The organism is Rheinheimera sp., assembly GCF_037442345.1.
In the GTDB taxonomy this organism is placed as follows: Bacteria; Pseudomonadota; Gammaproteobacteria; order Enterobacterales; family Alteromonadaceae; genus Pararheinheimera.
In genome coordinates this window covers 116,635-134,394 of record NZ_JBBIQL010000010.1, presented here as the reverse complement: position 1 = coordinate 134,394, position 17,760 = coordinate 116,635, and the positions used below count along the sequence as shown (strand labels likewise).

18 protein-coding genes are annotated in these 17,760 nt (G+C 55.6%); 16 read left to right on the top strand and 2 right to left on the bottom strand.

Annotated elements, in window-relative coordinates; genetic code table 11:
* Positions 1–101: 101 nt before the first annotated feature.
* The 9 genes from WKJ04_RS07940 to WKJ04_RS07900 all read left to right on the top strand — a co-directional run bounded on the left by WKJ04_RS07940 (position 102) and on the right by WKJ04_RS07900 (position 9,500).
* Positions 102–1,679, top strand: a complete 1,578-nt coding sequence (locus tag WKJ04_RS07940) for a sodium/sugar symporter (protein ID WP_337879939.1) — start codon at positions 102–104, stop codon at positions 1,677–1,679.
* 81 nt (positions 1,680–1,760) lie between these two features.
* Positions 1,761–2,099 (top strand): hypothetical protein, encoded by a 339-nt coding sequence (locus WKJ04_RS07935; protein WP_337879938.1) that lies wholly within the window; start codon positions 1,761–1,763, stop codon positions 2,097–2,099.
* Between the two features lie 46 nt (positions 2,100–2,145).
* Positions 2,146–3,474 (top strand): TolC family protein, encoded by a 1,329-nt coding sequence (locus WKJ04_RS07930; protein ID WP_337879937.1) that lies wholly within the window; start codon positions 2,146–2,148, stop codon positions 3,472–3,474.
* Positions 3,464–4,441 carry an efflux RND transporter periplasmic adaptor subunit gene (locus WKJ04_RS07925; protein WP_337879936.1) on the top strand — a complete coding sequence of 326 codons (978 nt, stop codon included), beginning with the start codon at positions 3,464–3,466 and terminating at the stop codon, positions 4,439–4,441. The genes WKJ04_RS07930 and WKJ04_RS07925 overlap by 11 nt, the downstream gene beginning before the upstream one ends.
* Before the next feature lie 9 nt (positions 4,442–4,450).
* On the top strand, positions 4,451–7,564 hold the full coding sequence (locus WKJ04_RS07920; protein ID WP_337879935.1) for a CusA/CzcA family heavy metal efflux RND transporter: 3,114 nt from the start codon (positions 4,451–4,453) through the stop codon (positions 7,562–7,564).
* 104 nt (positions 7,565–7,668) lie between these two features.
* Entirely contained in the window at positions 7,669–7,914 is a 246-nt protein-coding gene (locus tag WKJ04_RS07915; protein WP_337842463.1) for a type II toxin-antitoxin system CcdA family antitoxin, read from the top strand.
* The gene (locus WKJ04_RS07910; RefSeq protein ID WP_337879934.1) at positions 7,914–8,231 is read left to right on the top strand and encodes a CcdB family protein; all 318 of its coding nucleotides are present in this window, start codon (positions 7,914–7,916) and stop codon (positions 8,229–8,231) included. Before WKJ04_RS07915 ends, WKJ04_RS07910 begins: the two co-directional genes overlap by 1 nt.
* Before the next feature lie 425 nt (positions 8,232–8,656).
* On the top strand, positions 8,657–9,052 hold the full coding sequence (locus tag WKJ04_RS07905) for a nucleotidyltransferase domain-containing protein (RefSeq protein ID WP_337842461.1): 396 nt from the start codon (positions 8,657–8,659) through the stop codon (positions 9,050–9,052).
* On the top strand, positions 9,042–9,500 hold the full coding sequence (locus WKJ04_RS07900; RefSeq protein WP_337842460.1) for a DUF86 domain-containing protein: 459 nt from the start codon (positions 9,042–9,044) through the stop codon (positions 9,498–9,500). Before WKJ04_RS07905 ends, WKJ04_RS07900 begins: the two co-directional genes overlap by 11 nt.
* Positions 9,501–9,801: 301 nt before the next feature.
* On the opposite strand, the gene WKJ04_RS07895 is transcribed toward WKJ04_RS07900, so the two are convergent.
* A complete protein-coding gene (locus WKJ04_RS07895; protein ID WP_337842459.1) occupies positions 9,802–9,945 on the bottom strand; it encodes a type II toxin-antitoxin system RelE/ParE family toxin in 144 nt (47 codons plus the stop codon).
* Positions 9,942–10,223, bottom strand: coding sequence for a type II toxin-antitoxin system Phd/YefM family antitoxin (locus WKJ04_RS07890; protein ID WP_337879933.1), 282 nt, complete (start codon positions 10,221–10,223; stop codon positions 9,942–9,944). The genes WKJ04_RS07895 and WKJ04_RS07890 overlap by 4 nt, the downstream gene beginning before the upstream one ends.
* Before the next feature lie 209 nt (positions 10,224–10,432).
* Between WKJ04_RS07890 and WKJ04_RS07885 the strand changes: the two genes are divergently transcribed.
* From WKJ04_RS07885 to WKJ04_RS07855, 7 genes are all read left to right on the top strand, one after another.
* Entirely contained in the window at positions 10,433–12,118 is a 1,686-nt protein-coding gene (locus tag WKJ04_RS07885) for a bifunctional metallophosphatase/5'-nucleotidase (protein WP_337879932.1), read from the top strand.
* Between the two features lie 108 nt (positions 12,119–12,226).
* Positions 12,227–13,534: a TIGR00366 family protein gene (locus tag WKJ04_RS07880; protein WP_337879931.1), complete on the top strand. Its 1,308-nt coding sequence runs from the start codon at positions 12,227–12,229 to the stop codon at positions 13,532–13,534.
* 133 nt (positions 13,535–13,667) lie between these two features.
* The gene (locus WKJ04_RS07875) at positions 13,668–15,332 is read left to right on the top strand and encodes an acyl-CoA dehydrogenase family protein (protein WP_337879930.1); all 1,665 of its coding nucleotides are present in this window, start codon (positions 13,668–13,670) and stop codon (positions 15,330–15,332) included.
* 117 nt (positions 15,333–15,449) lie between these two features.
* The gene (locus WKJ04_RS07870) at positions 15,450–16,142 is read left to right on the top strand and encodes an aspartate/glutamate racemase family protein (RefSeq protein WP_337879929.1); all 693 of its coding nucleotides are present in this window, start codon (positions 15,450–15,452) and stop codon (positions 16,140–16,142) included.
* The gene (locus tag WKJ04_RS07865; protein ID WP_337879928.1) at positions 16,139–16,528 is read left to right on the top strand and encodes a DUF4440 domain-containing protein; all 390 of its coding nucleotides are present in this window, start codon (positions 16,139–16,141) and stop codon (positions 16,526–16,528) included. The genes WKJ04_RS07870 and WKJ04_RS07865 overlap by 4 nt, the downstream gene beginning before the upstream one ends.
* Before the next feature lie 13 nt (positions 16,529–16,541).
* Complete coding sequence (locus WKJ04_RS07860; RefSeq protein WP_337879927.1) at positions 16,542–17,162, top strand: class I SAM-dependent methyltransferase; 621 nt, start codon at positions 16,542–16,544, stop codon at positions 17,160–17,162.
* Positions 17,163–17,165: 3 nt separating this feature from the next.
* Complete coding sequence (locus WKJ04_RS07855; RefSeq protein ID WP_337879926.1) at positions 17,166–17,732, top strand: hypothetical protein; 567 nt, start codon at positions 17,166–17,168, stop codon at positions 17,730–17,732.
* The last annotated feature ends 28 nt before the right edge of the window (positions 17,733–17,760 follow it).

Genomic DNA, 17,760 nt, shown 5'->3' with positions numbered 1-17,760 from the left:
GCCGCGTCGCGCTTTATGCTCTGTGCGGGGTAGCTGGTGCGGCGGCCTCAGCTCTTTGAGCCGTTAAGTAAAACAATAATTAAACAAAACAAGGGTAAAACATGGTGATCAGTGCGCTTGATTCGGCCATTGTGGTCGGCTACGTGGTGCTGCTTCTGGTGCTGGCGATAGTTGTTTCCAAAGACAAAGCCGGGCATCAGAAAGACAGTAAAGATTTTTTCCTGGCCGGGCAAACCTTGCCCTGGTGGGCCATTGGTGCATCGCTGATTGCGGCCAATATTTCTGCTGAACAAATTATTGGTATGTCTGGCTCTGGCTTTGTGGTCGGCCTGGCCATTGCGTCCTACGAGTGGATGGCCGCTTTAACTCTGCTGCTGGTTGGCTGGTTTTTCCTGCCGGTGTTTTTGCGTAAAGGCATTTACACCATGCCACAGTTTCTGGAGCAACGTTTCGACAAAAGAGTGAAGTACGTCATGAGCCTGTTCTGGCTGTTGCTGTACACCTTTGTCAATTTAACCGCTGTGCTCTGGCTGGGCGCCACCGCCATTGCCACCTTAACTGGTTTGCCAGTGGTCTGGGGTATGGTCGGGCTGGCGCTGATAGCGGTGTCTTACTCATTGTATGGTGGCTTAAAGGCCGTGGCGCTGACCGACGGTATTCAAATTTTACTGCTGGTGGGCGGTGGTTTGCTGCTGAGCTGGATTGCATTGAACCAGGTGTCGGGCGGGGCTGGTGTGTTGGCAGGGTTTGACACCTTGTTGCAAAAAGCGCCGGAGAAGTTCGACATGATCCTGGCGAAAGAGCACCCGGAGTACGCCAACCTGCCGGGTCTGGCGGTGATTCTGGGCGGTATGTGGATGATGAACCTGAGTTATTGGGGTTTTAACCAATACATTATTCAGCGTGCGCTGGCCGCCAAAAGTTTTGCCGAAGCGCAAAAAGGCATTTTGTTTGCCGCTTTTCTGAAAATGCTGATGCCGGTCATTATTGTGCTGCCCGGTATCGCTGCTTATGTGTTGAGCCAGGACCCGGCCAGCGGCATTGCGGTGGACAAAGCTGACGCCGCCTACCCGACACTGCTGGCACTGGTGCCGGACGGTATCCGTGGTCTGATTTTCGCTGCCTTGATTGCCGCCATAGTGTCATCGCTGGCCTCGATGATGAACTCCATCGCCACCATTTTTACCCTCGATTTATACAAGCCGCTGAGCAAAACCAGCAAAACCGAACAGCAGCTGGTTGGGGTGGGCCGTCTGGTCAGTGGCCTGGCGCTGCTTATTGCGGTGCTGGTGGCCAAGCCACTGCTGGGCAATTTCCCACAGGCGTTTCAGTACATTCAGGAATTTACCGGCTTCTTCACACCGGGTATCTGCGCCATCTTTATTTTGGGTATTTTCTGGAAAGGCGCCTCTGGCAATGGCGCTTTGGCGGCTGCGCTGTTGTCTTGCTTTGGCTCACTGGCAATGAAACTGCTGTGGCCTGAAGTGCCCTTTATGGACAGGGTTGGGTATATTTTCCTGTTGTGTTGTGCCGTTATGTGGCTGTTGCGCCAGCCGGCGAAAGCTGAACTGCCACAAGCTCAGGCAGTCAGCCTGGACATGACCCCCAGCCGCTTTTACCTGCACGGCAGCGCCATTATTGCCATGCTGCTGGTGTATTTGTACTGGCAGTTCTGGTAAGTCAAAGCGGAGTCAGCGGCTGGCTCTGGCTTGTGCTTTGCAACGCGGTGTGTTGTAGTGAGCGCAGTTTTGGTTGAGGACATGACCACTGTGCCCGCTGCATCCCGCTGGCTGCTAAGCCTGATTATGTTGCTGATGCTCAATCACGCCTTTGCGGCCTGTGATGGCGTTGTGCTGCATATGCCGGATGACCATAACCATGTGTTGACCATGGAGCAGGGCCAGCATCAATATCAGCTTGATACCGATCACAGCCATGACGACGACAGTGCAGCCGAACCACATGCCCATGTGCTGTGTTTTGTCAGTTATCAGGCGCAAGCTTCTGCGGATGCGCAACCAGCATCCCGTCCTGAATCCATCTCGTCTTTTTTCCGTGGTTTAAGTTACCGGCCTTTATTACCCCCGCCTACCGTTTAATTTACTGATTTTTATAATTTTTCAGTAACTTAAACGGAGCATTTTTATGTCAACTTTATTTGGCCGGCAGCTATGGCTGTGGGTTGTGCTGCTTTGTAGTGGCCCGCTGGCGGCTGTCGAGCTAACGCTGGCTGAGGCGTTACAGCGCACAGTACAGCACAGCCCCAAACTACAAACTTACCCTTACCAACTGCGTCAGGATGCGGCCTTGCAGCAACTGGCGTTACTTAAACCTGACCCTGAGCTGGAGCTGTCGGCCGAAAACCTGCTGGGCACCAATGAACTCAGTGGTGTCAAAGGCGCGGAAATCAGCCTGGTATTCAGCCAGTTGCTGGAGCGCGGCGATAAAGCTCAGCTGCGCAGCAATCAGGCCATACAGCAGAACCAGCTGACTCAGGCTGCTTTTGCTGCCGACAAACTTGATGTTTTGGCGCAAAGCACAGGGCGTTTTATTGAGGTGCTAAGCCTGCAGCAGCAACTGGGTTGGCTGGCGCAACGCTTTGAGCTGGAACAAAAAGCCTTGCTGACAGCACAACAACGCGCCGCGCAGGCGTTAGTGCAGCAGGCCGATGTGAAACGCTTAGAACGGCGTTTGCTACAAACCGGGCTGGACCAGGCCAGGCTGCAAGGCGAACTGGAACTGGCGCGGCGACAGCTGGCACTGCTGTGGAATGCGGAGCCGGATTTTGACTGGCTCAGTGGTAATTTATCCTTGCTGCCGTTATTGCCGGAAGAAGCACAGCTGCAGCAACGTTTGCTGCAAAGCCCGCAGCTGGCGTTGTTTTTGACGAAACAGCGGCTGGCCGACAGCCTGCTGCAGTTACAAAGTGCCAATGCAGTGGCTGACCTGCGCTGGTCGGCTGGGGTACGGTATAACAACGAAGTGAACTCGCCTTCTTTGCAATTGGGCCTGAGTATGCCGCTGCTGAATTCTCAGCGCAGCTCTGCTCAGCTCGAAGCGGCCAGCGCAGCAGCACAGCAGGCCGCTGTGGCGGCAGAGTTGGAGCAGCGTCAGCTGCAACTGAGCCTGCTCGGTTTGTTACGCCAGTTGCACAGCATTCGGGCCGAAATTCGCGCCACAGAACAGCAGTTATTGCCTTCGGCCCGTGTTGTACTGAGTGCGACCCAGCAGGGTTATCAAAGCGGTGTGTACGATATGACCGACCTGCTGGCGGCGCAGCAGGAGCTGCTGGACAGCGAACTTAGCCTGCTGCAATTACAACGCCGCTTTCACCTGCAACTGACTGAACTGCAGCGCCTGACTGGTTTTGGTCTGGCGCAGACTGGTCCTGTTGCCTTTTCTGCTTCCGCTGAAGTTTCTGTCGTTGCCCCGTTAGCCTCTGTACGGGCCAGGGAGTTGTCTGATGAAAAATAAATTGATGTTGTTAGTGCTGGCAGCCTTGCTGTTGCCAGCTGTGGTATTGGCCAAACATAGCCCTGAAGCTGAGTCTGCGACTGGGCAGAGTCAGCACGAAGATGAGCATCCACATAAGCACGGTGAGGCAACAGGTCACGACCATGACGAAGTGCCTGAACATACTGAGCTCAGCACTGAAGTAGCGGCCAAATCCGGCATTGAGGTGCAGAGTGCCGAAGCTGGGGAAATCCGCCGTTTCGCCCATTTATTTGGTGTCATCGCGGTGATCCCGGAGCAACAATGGCGTATCAGTGCACCTTATGCCGGGCTGGTGCAGCAGCTGCCGGTCAAAGTGGGCGACAAAGTGCAGGCAGGCCAGTTACTGGCGAAGCTGCAGCATGGGGTGACCTTGCAAAGCTACAGCCTGCAGGCGCCAGCGGCGGCCGAAGTGACAGCGCGTTTTGCCAACCCGGGTGAGCGGGCTGGTGAGGCAGCGCTGTTGCAACTCAGTGATTTCAGCTCTGTGTATCTGGAGTTGTCAGCTTTCCCCGGCGATTTGGCTGGCCTGAAGCCGGGTAATGCCGTGCTGGTGGCTGATGTGCATGGCCAGCGCAAGGCTGAAACTGTGCTGAGTTACCTGGCACCACAGATGACCGAAGGCCATATAGCCCGTGCCCGCGCCATAGTGCAAAACCCGGATGGTTTCTGGCGGCCCGGTATGCATGTCAAAGCCGATGTCGAAGTGTCGCGCCGTCAGGTCTCAGTGCGGGTGTTGTTGTCGGCCTTGCAGCGTATGGAAGGCAAAACGGTCGTCTTTGTACGCGAAGGCGAGAAGTATAAGCCAAGGCCAGTCGAGCTGGGCGAGCGTGATGATTTGTATGTTGAGGTGCTGTCGGGCCTGAGCGCAGGTGAGGTCTATGTCAGCCAGAACAGCTTTTTGCTGAAAGCCGATTTGCTGAAATCCGGCGCTGGCCATGAGCACTAGGAGGCCAGCATGATTCAGTCTGTATTACGGCTGGCCTTGGCCAGGCCGGGCTTTACCCTGCTGCTGACATTATTGCTGGCGGGTGCTGGTTTCTGGCAGGCGCTGAAACTGCCGATGGACGCGGTACCCGACATTACCAATGTGCAGGTGCAAATTAACAGCAAAGCCGAAGGTTATTCGCCGCTGGAAGCCGAACAGCGGGTGACTTACCTGGTGGAAAACGCCATGGCTGGCTTGCCGAAACTGCAGTACAGCCGTTCGTTGTCACGTTATGGCCTGTCGCAGGTGACAGTGGTGTTTGACGAAGGCACCGATATTTATTGGGCACGCCAGCAGGTGACCGAGCGGTTGCTGCAGGTGCGCGGCGAATTACCAGACGGCATTGAACCTGAACTTGGCCCCGTGGTGTCGGGGCTTGGCGAAATTTTCTCCTACACAGTCAAAGCCAGCGCAGAGGCCAGAACGGCCGAAGGGCAGCCTTACAGCGCCGAAGACTTACGCACCCTGCAGGACTGGCTGATCAAGCCCCAACTGCTGAAGGTAAAAGGTGTGACCGAAATTAACACCATTGGCGGTTTTGTCCGTGAATACCAGGTGGCGCCAGACCCGGTGAAATTACTGGCCTTTAAGCTGACCATGAATGATTTGGCGGAAGCGCTCAGGCGCAATAACGCCACCATTGGTGCCGGTTATATTGAACGCAACGGTGAGCAGTGGCTGATCCGCTCCCCCGGCCAGCTGCAGTCTATTGCGGCCATCGAGCAACTGGTGATCAGCAAACGCGACGATGCCCCTGTGCGGGTGAAAGACGTGGCCACAGTGCAAATTGGCAAACAACTGCGCACAGGGGCAGCCACCCAGGACGGCGGCGAAGTGGTGCTTGGCACTGTGATGATGCTGCTGGGTGAAAACAGCCGCACCGTGTCGGCCGCGGTGGCGGCCAAATTGACCGAAGTGAACCAGCGGTTGCCACAAGGAGTGGTGGCACAAATCAGTTACAACCGCGAAAGCCTGATCGACAAAACCATTGCCACTGTAGAGCGCAACCTGTTTGAAGGTGCCGTGCTGGTGATAGTGGTGCTGTTTTTGTTTTTGGGCAATTTACGGGCCGCGCTGATCACGGCCTTGGTGATCCCGCTGTCTTTGCTGTTTGCCTTTAGCGGCATGGCGGCCAATAAAGTCAGCGGTAACCTGATGAGCCTGGGCGCTATCGACTTCGGCCTGATTGTCGACGGCGCTGTGATTGTGATGGAAAACTGTTTACGCCATCTGGCAAGCGCCCAGCATCGGCTGGGCCGCACGCTCGATTTAAAAGAGCGGCTGGCGCTGGTAAAACAAGCCAGTAGTGAGGTGATGACGCCAGCCACTTTTGGTGTGCTGATTATTATGCTGGTGTACCTGCCGCTGTTTGCGCTGTCTGGGGTGGAAGGCAAGATGTTTGAGCCTATGGCCTTTACGGTCATTGCCGCCTTGTTGGGCGCTTTGCTGCTGGCACTGACCTTTGTACCCGCTGCTGTGGCGCTGCTGGTGACAGGCAAGGTGTCGGAGCAGGAAAACCGCCTGATGCGTGGCCTGCGCCGCTTGTATCAGCCCGCGCTGCAGGCGGTGCTGAAACAACCGCTGCTGCCTTTGCTGGCGGCCGTATTGCTCTGCACCGGTTCGGCCTGGCAGGCCAGCCGGATGGGCAGTGAGTTTCTGCCGCAGCTGGATGAAGGTGATATTGCGCTACACGCCATGCGTATTCCGGGCACCAGTTTAAGCCAGTCGGTACAAATGCAGCTGCAGCTGGAGCAGGCTATCGCCGCTTTGCCGCAGGTGGAGCGGGTATTCTCAAAAATCGGCACGCCGGAAGTGGCGAATGACCCCATGCCACCTAATGTCGCCGACACCTTTGTGATTTTAAAACCCCAAGAGCAGTGGCCAGACCCAAGCCAAAGCAAAGCTGGTTTTGAACAGCAACTGCGCGCTGTGGTGCAGGCGGTGCCGGGCAATAACTACGAGTTTACCCAGCCGATCCAAATGCGGTTTAACGAGCTGATTGCCGGGGTCCGTACTGATTTAGCGGTGCGGGTGTATGGCGACGATTTGGACCAACTGGCACAGCTGGGCCAGCAGGTCGCAGCTGCGCTGGGCAAGGTGAACGGCATAGTGGACGCCCGGATGGAACAAGCCACGGGTTTGCCTATGTTGTCGATTGAACCGGAAACAGACCACCTGGCGCTGGTGAATATGGACGTGGCAGGCGTACAGCAACTGGTTCAAACCGCCATTGGTGGCCAACAGCTGGGGCTGATTTACGAAGGTGATAAAAGCTTTAAGTTGATGCTGCGCCTGCCGGAAGCAATGCGGCAAGACCCGGCCAGTTTAGCCCGTATTCCCATTACCTTACCGGCACAAGACAGCAGCGAGCTGCGTTATGTACCGCTGGGGGAAGTGGCGCATATCCGCGAAACCGAAGGGCCAAATCAGATCAACCGCGAAAGTGGTAAACGCCATATGCTGGTGACCGCCAATATTGAAGGCCGGGATTTAGGCTCTGTGGTGGCCGAGGTACAGCAACAACTGGCGGCATTGCCATTGCCGGTCGGCTATTGGCTGGGCTACGGCGGCACCTTTGAGCAGTTGCAGTCGGCCACTGAACGCTTAAGCCTGGTGGTGCCACTGACGCTGGCGCTGATCCTGCTGTTGCTGTACAGCGCCTTAAACAGCTGGCGCGATAGCCTGCTGGTGTTTAGCGCAGTGCCAATGGCGCTTACCGGCGGCGTCTGGGCTTTGGCGCTGCGTGATATGCCACTGTCGATTTCTGCTGCTGTGGGTTTTATTGCCCTGTCGGGTATTGCGGTGCTGAACGGCATCGTACTGGTCAGCGCCATCCGGCAGTTGCAGCAACAAGGCGGTGCAGTGCTTGCCGCCATTTTGCAAGGCGCGGGCAGCCGCTTGCGGCCAGTGTTAATGACCGCCCTGGTGGCGGGTTTAGGTTTTGTGCCTATGGCCTTTAATACCGGCACTGGCGCTGAAATTCAGCGACCTTTGGCCACAGTCGTTATCGGCGGCATCCTCAGTTCAACCTTGTTAACGCTGCTGGTGCTGCCGGCTTTATACAGGTTGTTTAGCAAGCGTTAACCCCCTCACCTGGGGTCAGAGTACTGCTCTGACCCCAGGCTTTGTGTTGCTCGATGGCTGATATGCGCATAAACTATACGCATTATTGCTGTGGGGCTGCTGCGATGAATTCTATCTACAACACTCAAGCGTCAAAAAAGCCGACTAATGTCAGTATTAACAGTGATTTACTCGAAAAAGCCAAAAGTCTGAAGATCAACCTTTCGGCCACACTGGAGCAGGCGTTGGTGGAGCAACTGCGCAGTGCCCAGCGCGAACAATGGTTAAGCGAAAACGCTGCAGCTATTGAGGCTTACAACGAGTTTGTCGAAGACAACGGCACCTTTGGTGACAGCGTCAGGACCTTCTGATGAGCCAATTTTACGCTTATCACAACCCCAATCCTGCCAGCTGCAGCCAGTACCCTTATTTGCTGGATATCCAAAGTGACTTGCTCAGTGAGTTGCGAACCAGAGTGGTGATCCCGCTGACCCCAGCCAAACTTGGCACCGCCATTGGCCTGACCCGGCTTAACCCCAGCCTGCTGATTGATGGCCAGCCTTTTACGCTGCTGACCCAACAAATGGCAGGTATAGACCGCAAACAGCTGGGCGCTCAGGCCTGTGATTTATCCGCCTATCGCACAGAAATAATGGCCGCTTTGGATTTTATTGTCTCAGGCATCTAAAGCGCTCGGTTGTAGTGGCGTAGCTTGCTGCGCCTTTTGCGTTGTGCCCTTATTCCGGATGGTAGGATCGCGGTTTACCCCGCCCGAGATGTTCCGTTTCAGCACAACGCCTCATTGTAAAAGAGTTCAACGTCGGATCCTGCAGCAGCTAAGCCAGCCGCCGGAGACTAGGGCGTTCGCCCGTTCGCTTCTGGCGCGCTCACTTTTATATCACTCACTACGCAGTCACCCGCTACTTGCTCAAGGGTGGAATGGTGGCAAGCGGCATCTGCTTCAGGTAATTCTAGGGTGGCGTAGTGCAAAACTAGCCACTTCGCTCCATGAGTTGGTGGTGCTGGCGGCCTATCCACTGCAGACTTTATTTGTCGTGGCAGGGATCCGTGGTTACTATGGTGTACCCTGAATCGACTGCATTGGAGTCTGTTGTGAACTTCCCTTTGGTGGTGCAACTGTTGCAAAGCCGCTTACCGACACTGCTGGCTGTGTATGCCTTTGGTAGCCAGGTGGCAGGCACTGCGGATCAGCACAGTGATTTAGACCTGGCTGTGTTGGTGGCCGGTTACGCCGACTCGATTGAGTTATGGGATATCAGCAGTGATGTAGCAGAGTTGGTGAATTGCGAAGTCGATTTACTGGATTTTCGCGCCGCATCCACCGTGATGCAGTACCAGATCCTGACCAAAGGTGAGCGCCTGTTTGCACTGGACAGCAGCATTGACAGTTATGAAGCCGGCCTGCTGTCTGACATGACGGCGCTTAACGAAGCCCGAGCGGGTTTGCTGGCCGACATTCAACAAGGTGGGTTTGTGTATGGCCGTTAACCAAGGCCCGTTGCCTGATGATGTTTTAATTAATAAAGCGGCCACTATTGAGCGCTGTATTCAGCGTGCCCGCGAGGAATATGACAAAGCCCCTGCCACTTTTGCCAGCGATTTTACCCGTCAGGATGCCGCTATTCTGAATATTCAACGCGCTTGTGAAGCCGCATTAGATATGGGGCAGCACCTGATCCGCCTGCATAAACTGGGGGTGCCGCAAAGTTCGCGCGATGTGTTCACCTTATTGGCGGCAGCCAGCCTGATTTCGGCAGACTTAGCGACCAACCTGAAGAAAATGGTGGGCTTCAGAAATATTGCCGTGCACGAGTATCAACGCATCCAGTTGCCAATAGTCGAAATGGTGATCCTGCACCGGCTGGACGACTTTCGTGTCTACAGCAGCACTCTGCTCACCGCAAGCGGCGAAGCAATCCCACCGCCGCAAAGCTGAAGAATGCTGTTAGCCGCCAGCCATATGTACCGGATTAAAAGTGTAGTGGCTTAGCTTGCTGCGCCTTTATCCATCAATGCCTCGGCTCTGAGGCAAGCAAACCAGCAGCCGGAGACTACTGCGTTCGCCCGTTCACGCCTCCCGCGTTCACTTTTATATCGCTTACTACGCAGTCACCAGCTACTTGCTTGCGCAATTTGTTGAAGGATATGCTCTATATCAGGCTGGCGGTCGAAAAAGGCGGAGTGCAGGCTTACCATCCTTATCTTCAGTGAGTTCAATCTTCAAATCATTGAGTTTGTTATGCAGAGCACAAAGGGAACAAGGCTGCTTTATCAAATAATTCGTTGACCCAGCTCTCGGCCGCAGTTGCTTTATCCTGAGCAATATAAGCTGCAATTTCGCTCAACTTTGCCAGTGCAAGCGGCGACCAAACCACCTTCATTTGCGCAGTTGGCTTAACAGCTGTGCCCGGGCTTCGTCATTCGAGACGCCAAGCCCTGCGGCGAGTTGAGTTTCTGCGGTACGGATTTCTTCCAGAAGCTCTATTTTTTCGCGCATCGCTTCGTACTCCACAACGTCCAGTACCACAGCCACACCTTTGCCGTGTTGAGTGATCACCAATGGACGACGGGTTTCATTAATCTGACGAATAAAAGCCGCAGCACCAGCTCTAAACTCAGACAAGGGCTGTATATCCTGATCGAGACGTAAACGGGTCATGGCGGTCCTTATTTTGTACTAAATATCGTATTGATTGTAGTCTCGTAAATGGAGCCTAGCAATTCATTCGACCAGACGGGCAAACCAGTAGACGTCGAATTTGGTGTCAAAACGTCGGCTTTGTGAGCCGGACCAGCGCAGAACAGGCAGACTGTCATTTTTGCTGTGTTACTATCGCCACTTATTTTTGCGTCCCGTTTGGAGTGCCAATGACGTCTGTATTTCGCCCTGCAGCTGTGTGCTGCGCCATTCTTTCCGCGCTGCTGCTGAGCAGCTGCGCCAGTCAGGCGCCGGTATCTGACACAGTGTCGGTCAAAGTGCTGGCCATTAATGACCTGCACGGCAATTTAAAAACGCCTGGCAAAGGTGTGAAGGTAAAAGGCGAAGACCCGGCCCAGCCAGATGTGGCGGTCGAAGTGCAGGCCGGTGGCGTGGAATATATCCACACGGCGGTGGCAGAGCTGAAAAGTAAAAACCCGAACCATGTGTTTGTGGCGGCGGGGGATTTAATTGGCGCCTCGCCGCTGCTGTCGGCGCTGTTTCATGACGAGCCAACCATTGAATCATTGAACCTGATGGGGCTGGACCTGGCTGCGGTAGGCAACCACGAATTTGACCATGGTCTGGCCGAGCTGCTGCGTAAACAAAAGGGCGGCTGTCACCCGGTGCAGGGTTGTACGCCGGGCCATTCATTCACAGGCGCCAGCTTTCAGTATCTGGCTGCCAGCACCAGGTATACCGACAGCGGTAAAACTGTATTACCTGCCTACCAAATCAAAGACTTTGACGGCGTGCCTGTGGCTTTTATTGGCCTGACGCTGGAGGGCACCAGTAAGCTGGTGTCAGCCGGGGGTGTGGCCGGCTTAACCTTTGCCGACGAAGCCGACACGGTAAATGCACTGGTGCCAGAGCTGAAAGCCAAAGGGGTGGAGGCCATTGTGGTGCTGATCCATGAAGGCGGCACTCCAGTGGGCAGCATTAACGAATGCCCTGGCATTTCCGGCCCTATTGTGCAGATTGTCAAACAGATGGATAAAGCGGTGGACTTGATTGTCAGCGGCCATACCCACGAAGCTTATACCTGTGAAATTGACGGCCGTTTAGTCACCAGTGGCCACAGATACGGCACGTTAGTCACTGAAATTGACTTGCAACTTGACCGCAACAGTCGGGATGTAGTGAGCAGTCGCGCCAACAATCTGGTGGTGCGTCACAGTCAGTTTAAAGCCGAACCGGCGCAAACCGCGCTGATCGCCCGTTATGAAGCCTTAAGTGCCCCGCTGGCGAACAGAGTCGTCAGCCGCATTGGTGCCGAGTTCAGCCGGGATCCGGATGAGTCCGGTGCTTCGGCCATAGGTCAGTTGCTGGCCGACGCGCACCTGGCGGCGACCTCAGCCGCAGACAAAGGGGCTGCGGTCATGGCCCTGATGAATGGGGGAGGTGTGCGCGCCGCGTTGCAACCGGGCCCGAATGGCCAAATCAGCTTTGGCGATATTTATGCGGTGCAACCCTTTTCCAATAACCTGATCACCGTCAGCCTGACCGGCGACCAGCTGCGCCGTATTCTGGAGCAGCAGTTCCGCCCGGACGGCCAGGAATACGAAATGCTGCAAGTGTCCAAAGGATTTAGTTACCAGTGGGATGACCGCAAACCACTGGGACAGAAAGTAGTGCCGGGCAGCATGCAGCTGAATGGCCAGCCACTGCAGATGGCACAGAGCTACCGCGTCACTATTAATAACTTTATTGCTTCAGGTGCCGATGGGTTTTCGGTATTTACCGAAGCGACAGAGCCGCTGACCGGCGGGTTGGACCTGGAGGTGCTGGAGCAGTATCTGGTGGCCAACCCAGGCATTCAACCTGCGGCTTTTGACCGGGTGCAGAAAATAAACTAACCCCGCCTTGCCCGAGCCTCGCCTGGGATCAGCTGACCCCAGGCGATTGCCTGAACGGATAATTCGCCTTATGGTAAGCCACTAGCTGATAACAAGAGCGAAAACGCCATGCTAAATGCCCTTGCCAAACCCCTGGTCAAACTGACCGAACGTTACCTGCCGGACCCTTATGTGTTGGTGTTACTGCTGACTGTGTTGGTGGGGCTGGCCGCTGTGCTGACTCAGCCGCACAGCCCGCTGGCGGTGCTGCAGATGTGGGGAGACGGCTTCTGGGGCCTGCTGAGTTTTTCCATGCAGATGCTGCTGGTGCTGGTGACCGGGTTTATGTTGGCCAGCACGCCCTTGGTAAACAGCCTGCTGAACCGGCTGGCCGGGCTGGCAAAAAGCAGTGGTCAGGCCATTGTGCTGGTGACACTGCTGTCCTTAGCCGCCAGCTGGCTGAACTGGGGTTTTGGTTTGGTGGTGGGCGCGTTATTTGCCAAAGCCCTGGCGCGGCGGGTGCGGGTAGATTATGCCCTGCTGGTGGCCAGTGCTTATTCGGGTTTTGTGGTCTGGCATGGCGGTTTGTCAGGGTCTGTGCCTTTAACCATTGCGACACCGGGCCATTTTGCCGAAGCGCAAATCGGCCTTATCCCCACCAGCGACACTATTTTCTCTGTCTTTAACCTCTGCGCTGTGCTGGCCCTTGTGGTGACTGTGCCGCTGCTGAACTGGCTGATGCAGCCCAAAGCCCATGATCTTAAAGCGGTAGAGCCGGCATTATTGCAGGAGCAACGGATGCCAGAGCCACCCCAACAACGGCCTGCCGACCGACTGGAAAACAGCGGCCTGTTGGCGTTGCTGGTCGGGCTGGCGGGTCTGGCTTATCTGCTGAACTACTTTGCCAAGGCCGGTGGCCTGAACCTGAATATCGTTAACTTTCTGTTTTTAATGCTGGCCATTGTGCTGCACGGCACCCCAAGGCGTTTATTGAATAGCCTGCAGCAGGCAATTCAGGGCGGCGCTGGCATTGTGATTCAGTTTCCGTTTTACGCCGGCATTATGGCAGTGATGCTGCAGTCCGGTCTGGCCGCCAGTTTGTCCCAATGGTTTGTCAGTTTTTCCAGCGCCGACAGTCTGGCATTCTGGACCTTTATCAGCGCAGGTTTTATCAACATCTTTATCCCATCTGGCGGTGGCCAGTGGGCCGTGCAGGCGCCTGTGATGATCCCGGCCGCGCTGGAGCTGGGTGCAGAAGTGAACCGTATCGCGATGGCGGTGGCCTGGGGCGACGCCTGGACCAATCTGATCCAACCTTTCTGGGCTTTACCGGTACTGGCAATAGCAGGCCTGAAAGCCAAAGATATAATGGGCTATTGCCTGCTGCAGCTATTGGTCACAGGGGTGGTGATTGGCCTGGTGCTGAGTTTTGTCTGAGCCGGTCTGATACCCGAGTGGTTGCTGGTTTTGTGCTGGGAACAGCCCCAACACCAGCTCGCTGGCATTGCAACTTCTGCCTGGCTTGGGCTAGGGTGGTGTGACCAGTGACAGCAAACAGCGGGCACCCACCATGACCGATTTATTTTCAGCGCACAGCAGTGACACCCATCAGGTGTTGAACCAGCCGCACCCTTTGCAGCAGTACAATGCGTTTAAGGCCGATACAGTGCTGCAGTACTGGCTGCACAAATTTGGTGGCGGCTGGGGCGAAACGCAGCTGCAGGCTTTTGGCGAATTTGTCGGGCATCAGGGGCTGGAAGCCGGCTTTTTGGCCAATAAACATCTGCCGGAGTTTCAGCCGCATAACAGGTTTGGTCAGCGGATTGATCAGGTTGATTACCACCCGGCTTACCATCAGCTTATGCAAACAGCCATTGAAGCAGGCCATTGCCATTTGCCCTGGACCAGTCCACAACCTGGCGCCCATCTGGTGCGGGCGGCCATTGCGGTGTTGCATAACCATGCCGACCCAGGTTCAGGCTGCCCCTTGACCATGACCTTCGCTGCTGTACCTGCCATCGCCTCGCAGCCGGATATTGCTGCGCGCTGGTTACCGAAACTTCTGTCCGGCCAGTATGACGGCAGCAATAAGCCCTGGTTTGAAAAAAACGGTGTCACCATAGGTATGGCGATGACGGAAAAGCAGGGTGGATCGGATGTGCGGGCCAATACCACCACAGCCACGGCCCTGAGCCAGCCGGGCCCCGGCCAGTTGTATAGCCTGGTGGGGCATAAGTGGTTTTGCTCAGCCCCAATGTGTGATGCGTTTTTAATGCTGGCGCAAACAAAGGGCAAGTTGTCCTGCTTTTTAGTGCCGCGCTGGCGCGACGACGGCAGTAAAAACCCGGTGCATATTCAGCGGCTGAAAAACAAACTGGGTAATCAATCCAATGCCAGTTCGGAAATTGAACTGCGTGGGGCTTATGGCTGGTTGCTGGGAGAAGAAGGCCGCGGCATTCACACTATTATCCAAATGGTGGCCTTAACCCGTTACGACTGCATGTTGGGTTCGTCGGCGCTGATGTTGCAGGCCGCGAAAGAAGCCATCTGGCATACGGCGGGCCGCAGCGTGTTTGGCAAAAACCTGCATCAGCAGCCATTGATGCTGAATGTACTGGCCGATCTGGCCATTGAAGCTGAAGCGGCGCTGGCCATTTCGATGCGAATTGCCTATGCGTTGGACCAAAAACAGCAGCCCGCTCAGGCGGCGTTGGTGCGTTGTGCCACCGCCATCGGCAAATACTGGATTTGCAAAAGAGCCATTGGGCAGACTTATGAAGCCATGGAATGTCTGGGGGGTGTTGGTTATGTCAATGACAATATCTGCAGCCGCCTGTACCGCGAAGCGCCGGTCAACTCCATTTGGGAAGGGTCTGGCAATGTGCAGTGTCTGGATTTATTGCGGGTGCTGCAACGCGAGCCGGACACCCTGGCGGCGCTGCTGGCGGAACTGGAGCTGGCTCGTGGTCAGCAGCCGTTGTTTGATCAGAAACTCGACAGTCTGTTACACCAGCTGACAGACTCACATCAGCTCGAATCACGGGCCCGCCAGCTGATGGAACAACTGGCGTTGTGCTGGCAGGCGGCGACTTTGCTGGTCTACGGCGAACCTTTGATCGCCCTGGCTTTTGTGCACTCCCGCCTGGGCCCGCAGCCGTATTACCAGTACGGTACCTTAAGTGCTGAGACGGATTGCGCAGCCATAGTGGCCAGAGCCATGCCGGCGCCAGGATGAATGGACTCTGTTAGCCACTATGCCCACCATAGCCCGGGCTTGTGTATCAAGGTACTTTTCAGCTTGTTAAATTCAGGTTAACTTGGAGCTGTCTTTTTCTGCTGCACAGGCAAGCAAATGAAAACCATAGGGTTATTGGGCGGTATGAGCTGGGAATCGACCATTCCTTATTACCGTCAGATCAATGAGCAGGTGAAACAACAACTGGGCGGACTGCATTCGGCCCGGTTGGTGCTGTACAGCGTGGATTTTCAGCAGATTGAACAGCTGCAGCGCAACGGTGACTGGGTACAAGCCGGGGCTGTGCTGGCGCAGGCGGCGCAGTCGCTGCAGGCCGCTGGTGCTGACTTTATCGTGCTCTGTACCAATACCATGCATAAAGTGGCGGCGGCAATTGAAGCGGCCGTCACTATTCCGCTGTTGCATATTGCCGACCCGACTGCTCAGGCGATTCAACAGGCCGGGCTGCGCACTGTGGGGTTGCTCGGCACCCGCTTTACCATGGAGCAGGACTTTTACACTGAGCGCTTGCAACAGCATGGCTTGCAGGTGCTGGTGCCGGACCAGGCCGGCCGGGAACTGGTGCATCAGGTGATCTATCAGGAGCTCTGTCTGGGCAAGGTGTTGCCGGAATCGCGTCTGCAGTATCAGCAGGTGATGCAGCAGTTGGTCGCACAAGGCGCACAAGCCATTATTCTGGGTTGCACTGAGATAGGCTTATTGGTGGAGCCAGCCGACGCGGCCGTGCCCTTGTTCGATACCACGGCGTTACACGCAAAAGCCGCAGCAGCTAAGGCGCTGGCATTGTGAATAACCTGGAGCTGAACCAATTAAAGCAACAGCTGGTTGCGCTGGAGCAGCTGCTATTTCAGCCGGAAACCAGAGCTTGCCCCGAACGTTTGACTGCACTGATCGCCGATGATTTTGTTGAAATCAATGCGGCCGGGTTGCTCTATGGCAAACAGAATGTTCTGCAGCGATTGCCGGACGAACAGGCGCCAAAAATTCAGGCCGGGAATTATCAGCTCAGGTGGTTAGGGCCTGATCATGCGCAGCTGTTGTATCTGGCCATAGTGACCAGAGCAGGGGCTGATCCTGCTTATTCGCAGCGCTGCTCCATTTGGCGGCGCCAGCAACAGCACTGGCAGATGATCTATCACCAGGGCACTTCATGCCTGCCATTTGAGCTTGAATGAAGTGGTGACCGCTATGACACCAGAACAAATAGGCCAGGCGTACGACCAAATCACCCATTTATGGACCCGCGACAGTTTTAACCGCAGCAATGGCCTGGCCCAGTTGCAACGGGCTATGGCGTTTGTTGCTTCGCCCGGCCCGGCGCTGGATGTCGGCTGTGGCTGCACAGGCCGTTTTTTGGAGCTGATGCTGCAACAGGGCTATCAGCCGCAAGGGGTGGATATTTCTGCACAAATGCTGCAGCTGGCGCGACAACGCCACCCGACATTGACCTTTTGGGCAGCCGATATAGTCCGCTGGCAACCGACGGAACACTACAGCCTGATCAGTGCCTGGGACAGCCTTTGGCATATCGAGTTGTCGCAGCAGGCCTTGGTGCTGAAAAAACTGATGGCCGCGCTGGCTCCGGGCGGCGTGCTGATGTTTTCGGCCGGTGGGGTTGATGCACCAGGCGAACATCTGGATGCCAGCATGGGGCCTGCGCTTTATTACGCTTCATTAGGCGTTAGCGGTTATCTGCAACTGATTGCAGAGCAGGGCCTGCAGTGCCGACATCTGGAATTTGACCAATACCCTGAATTGCACTGCTGGTTGGTAGTGCAAAAACCTGAACTCAACCAACAACAGGACTAAGCAATGACAACAATAACAAACGACAGTCTGACCACAGCACAACAGGATATGCGCGAGGCCTATCAGCATGGAGCCCCCGGCGTGTTAGCTTCGGCTTTGGTCTGGGTTTCAGCTGCAACTGTCGCTGTGCAGGCCGGGGCAGAGATGGCGGTCTGGGCCTTGTTGATTGGGGGTATCTTTATCCATCCACTGGGGTTGCTGTTGGCCAGACTGGCTGGGCGCAAAGCCACCCATCAGAAGAGTAATCCCTTAGGGCCGCTGGCGCTGGAAAACACCCTGTGGCTGATGTTTTCGTTACCGCTGACGTATGGCTTGTCGCTGTACCGGCTGGACTGGTTTTTCCCCGCCATGTTACTGGTGATTGGCGGCCGTTACCTGACTTTTCAGACCTTGTATGGCCTGAAGCTGTATTGGGCCTGTGGCATCACGCTGGCTATTGCTGCTTTTGTGGTGCTGGCGACTCAAGCTAATGCGGCAACAGGTGCTATAGCTGGTGCCATGATTGAACTGCTGTTTGCGGCGCTGCTGTATAAACAAGCACAGCAGGCCGTACAGGCGAGGCTTGACTGAAGGCTTTGGCAGTGCTTAATTGCGATGG

What these genes read in the sequence shown, in the direction of transcription:
- WKJ04_RS07860 (WP_337879927.1), top strand. Translation starts at nt 16,542, where the DNA reads ATGACACCAGAACAAATAGGCCAGGCGTACGACCAAATCACCCATTTA.
- WKJ04_RS07920 (WP_337879935.1), top strand. Translation starts at nt 4,451, where the DNA reads ATGATTCAGTCTGTATTACGGCTGGCCTTGGCCAGGCCGGGCTTTACC.
- WKJ04_RS07915 (WP_337842463.1), top strand. Translation starts at nt 7,669, where the DNA reads ATGAATTCTATCTACAACACTCAAGCGTCAAAAAAGCCGACTAATGTC.
- WKJ04_RS07875 (WP_337879930.1), top strand. Translation starts at nt 13,668, where the DNA reads ATGACCGATTTATTTTCAGCGCACAGCAGTGACACCCATCAGGTGTTG.
- WKJ04_RS07880 (WP_337879931.1), top strand. Translation starts at nt 12,227, where the DNA reads ATGCTAAATGCCCTTGCCAAACCCCTGGTCAAACTGACCGAACGTTAC.
- WKJ04_RS07855 (WP_337879926.1), top strand. Translation starts at nt 17,166, where the DNA reads ATGACAACAATAACAAACGACAGTCTGACCACAGCACAACAGGATATG.
- WKJ04_RS07900 (WP_337842460.1), top strand. Translation starts at nt 9,042, where the DNA reads ATGGCCGTTAACCAAGGCCCGTTGCCTGATGATGTTTTAATTAATAAA.
- WKJ04_RS07940 (WP_337879939.1), top strand. Translation starts at nt 102, where the DNA reads ATGGTGATCAGTGCGCTTGATTCGGCCATTGTGGTCGGCTACGTGGTG.
- WKJ04_RS07910 (WP_337879934.1), top strand. Translation starts at nt 7,914, where the DNA reads ATGAGCCAATTTTACGCTTATCACAACCCCAATCCTGCCAGCTGCAGC.
- WKJ04_RS07895 (WP_337842459.1), bottom strand. Translation starts at nt 9,945, where the DNA reads ATGAAGGTGGTTTGGTCGCCGCTTGCACTGGCAAAGTTGAGCGAAATT.
- WKJ04_RS07870 (WP_337879929.1), top strand. Translation starts at nt 15,450, where the DNA reads ATGAAAACCATAGGGTTATTGGGCGGTATGAGCTGGGAATCGACCATT.
- WKJ04_RS07935 (WP_337879938.1), top strand. Translation starts at nt 1,761, where the DNA reads ATGACCACTGTGCCCGCTGCATCCCGCTGGCTGCTAAGCCTGATTATG.
- WKJ04_RS07925 (WP_337879936.1), top strand. Translation starts at nt 3,464, where the DNA reads ATGAAAAATAAATTGATGTTGTTAGTGCTGGCAGCCTTGCTGTTGCCA.
- WKJ04_RS07890 (WP_337879933.1), bottom strand. Translation starts at nt 10,223, where the DNA reads ATGACCCGTTTACGTCTCGATCAGGATATACAGCCCTTGTCTGAGTTT.
- WKJ04_RS07930 (WP_337879937.1), top strand. Translation starts at nt 2,146, where the DNA reads ATGTCAACTTTATTTGGCCGGCAGCTATGGCTGTGGGTTGTGCTGCTT.
- WKJ04_RS07885 (WP_337879932.1), top strand. Translation starts at nt 10,433, where the DNA reads ATGACGTCTGTATTTCGCCCTGCAGCTGTGTGCTGCGCCATTCTTTCC.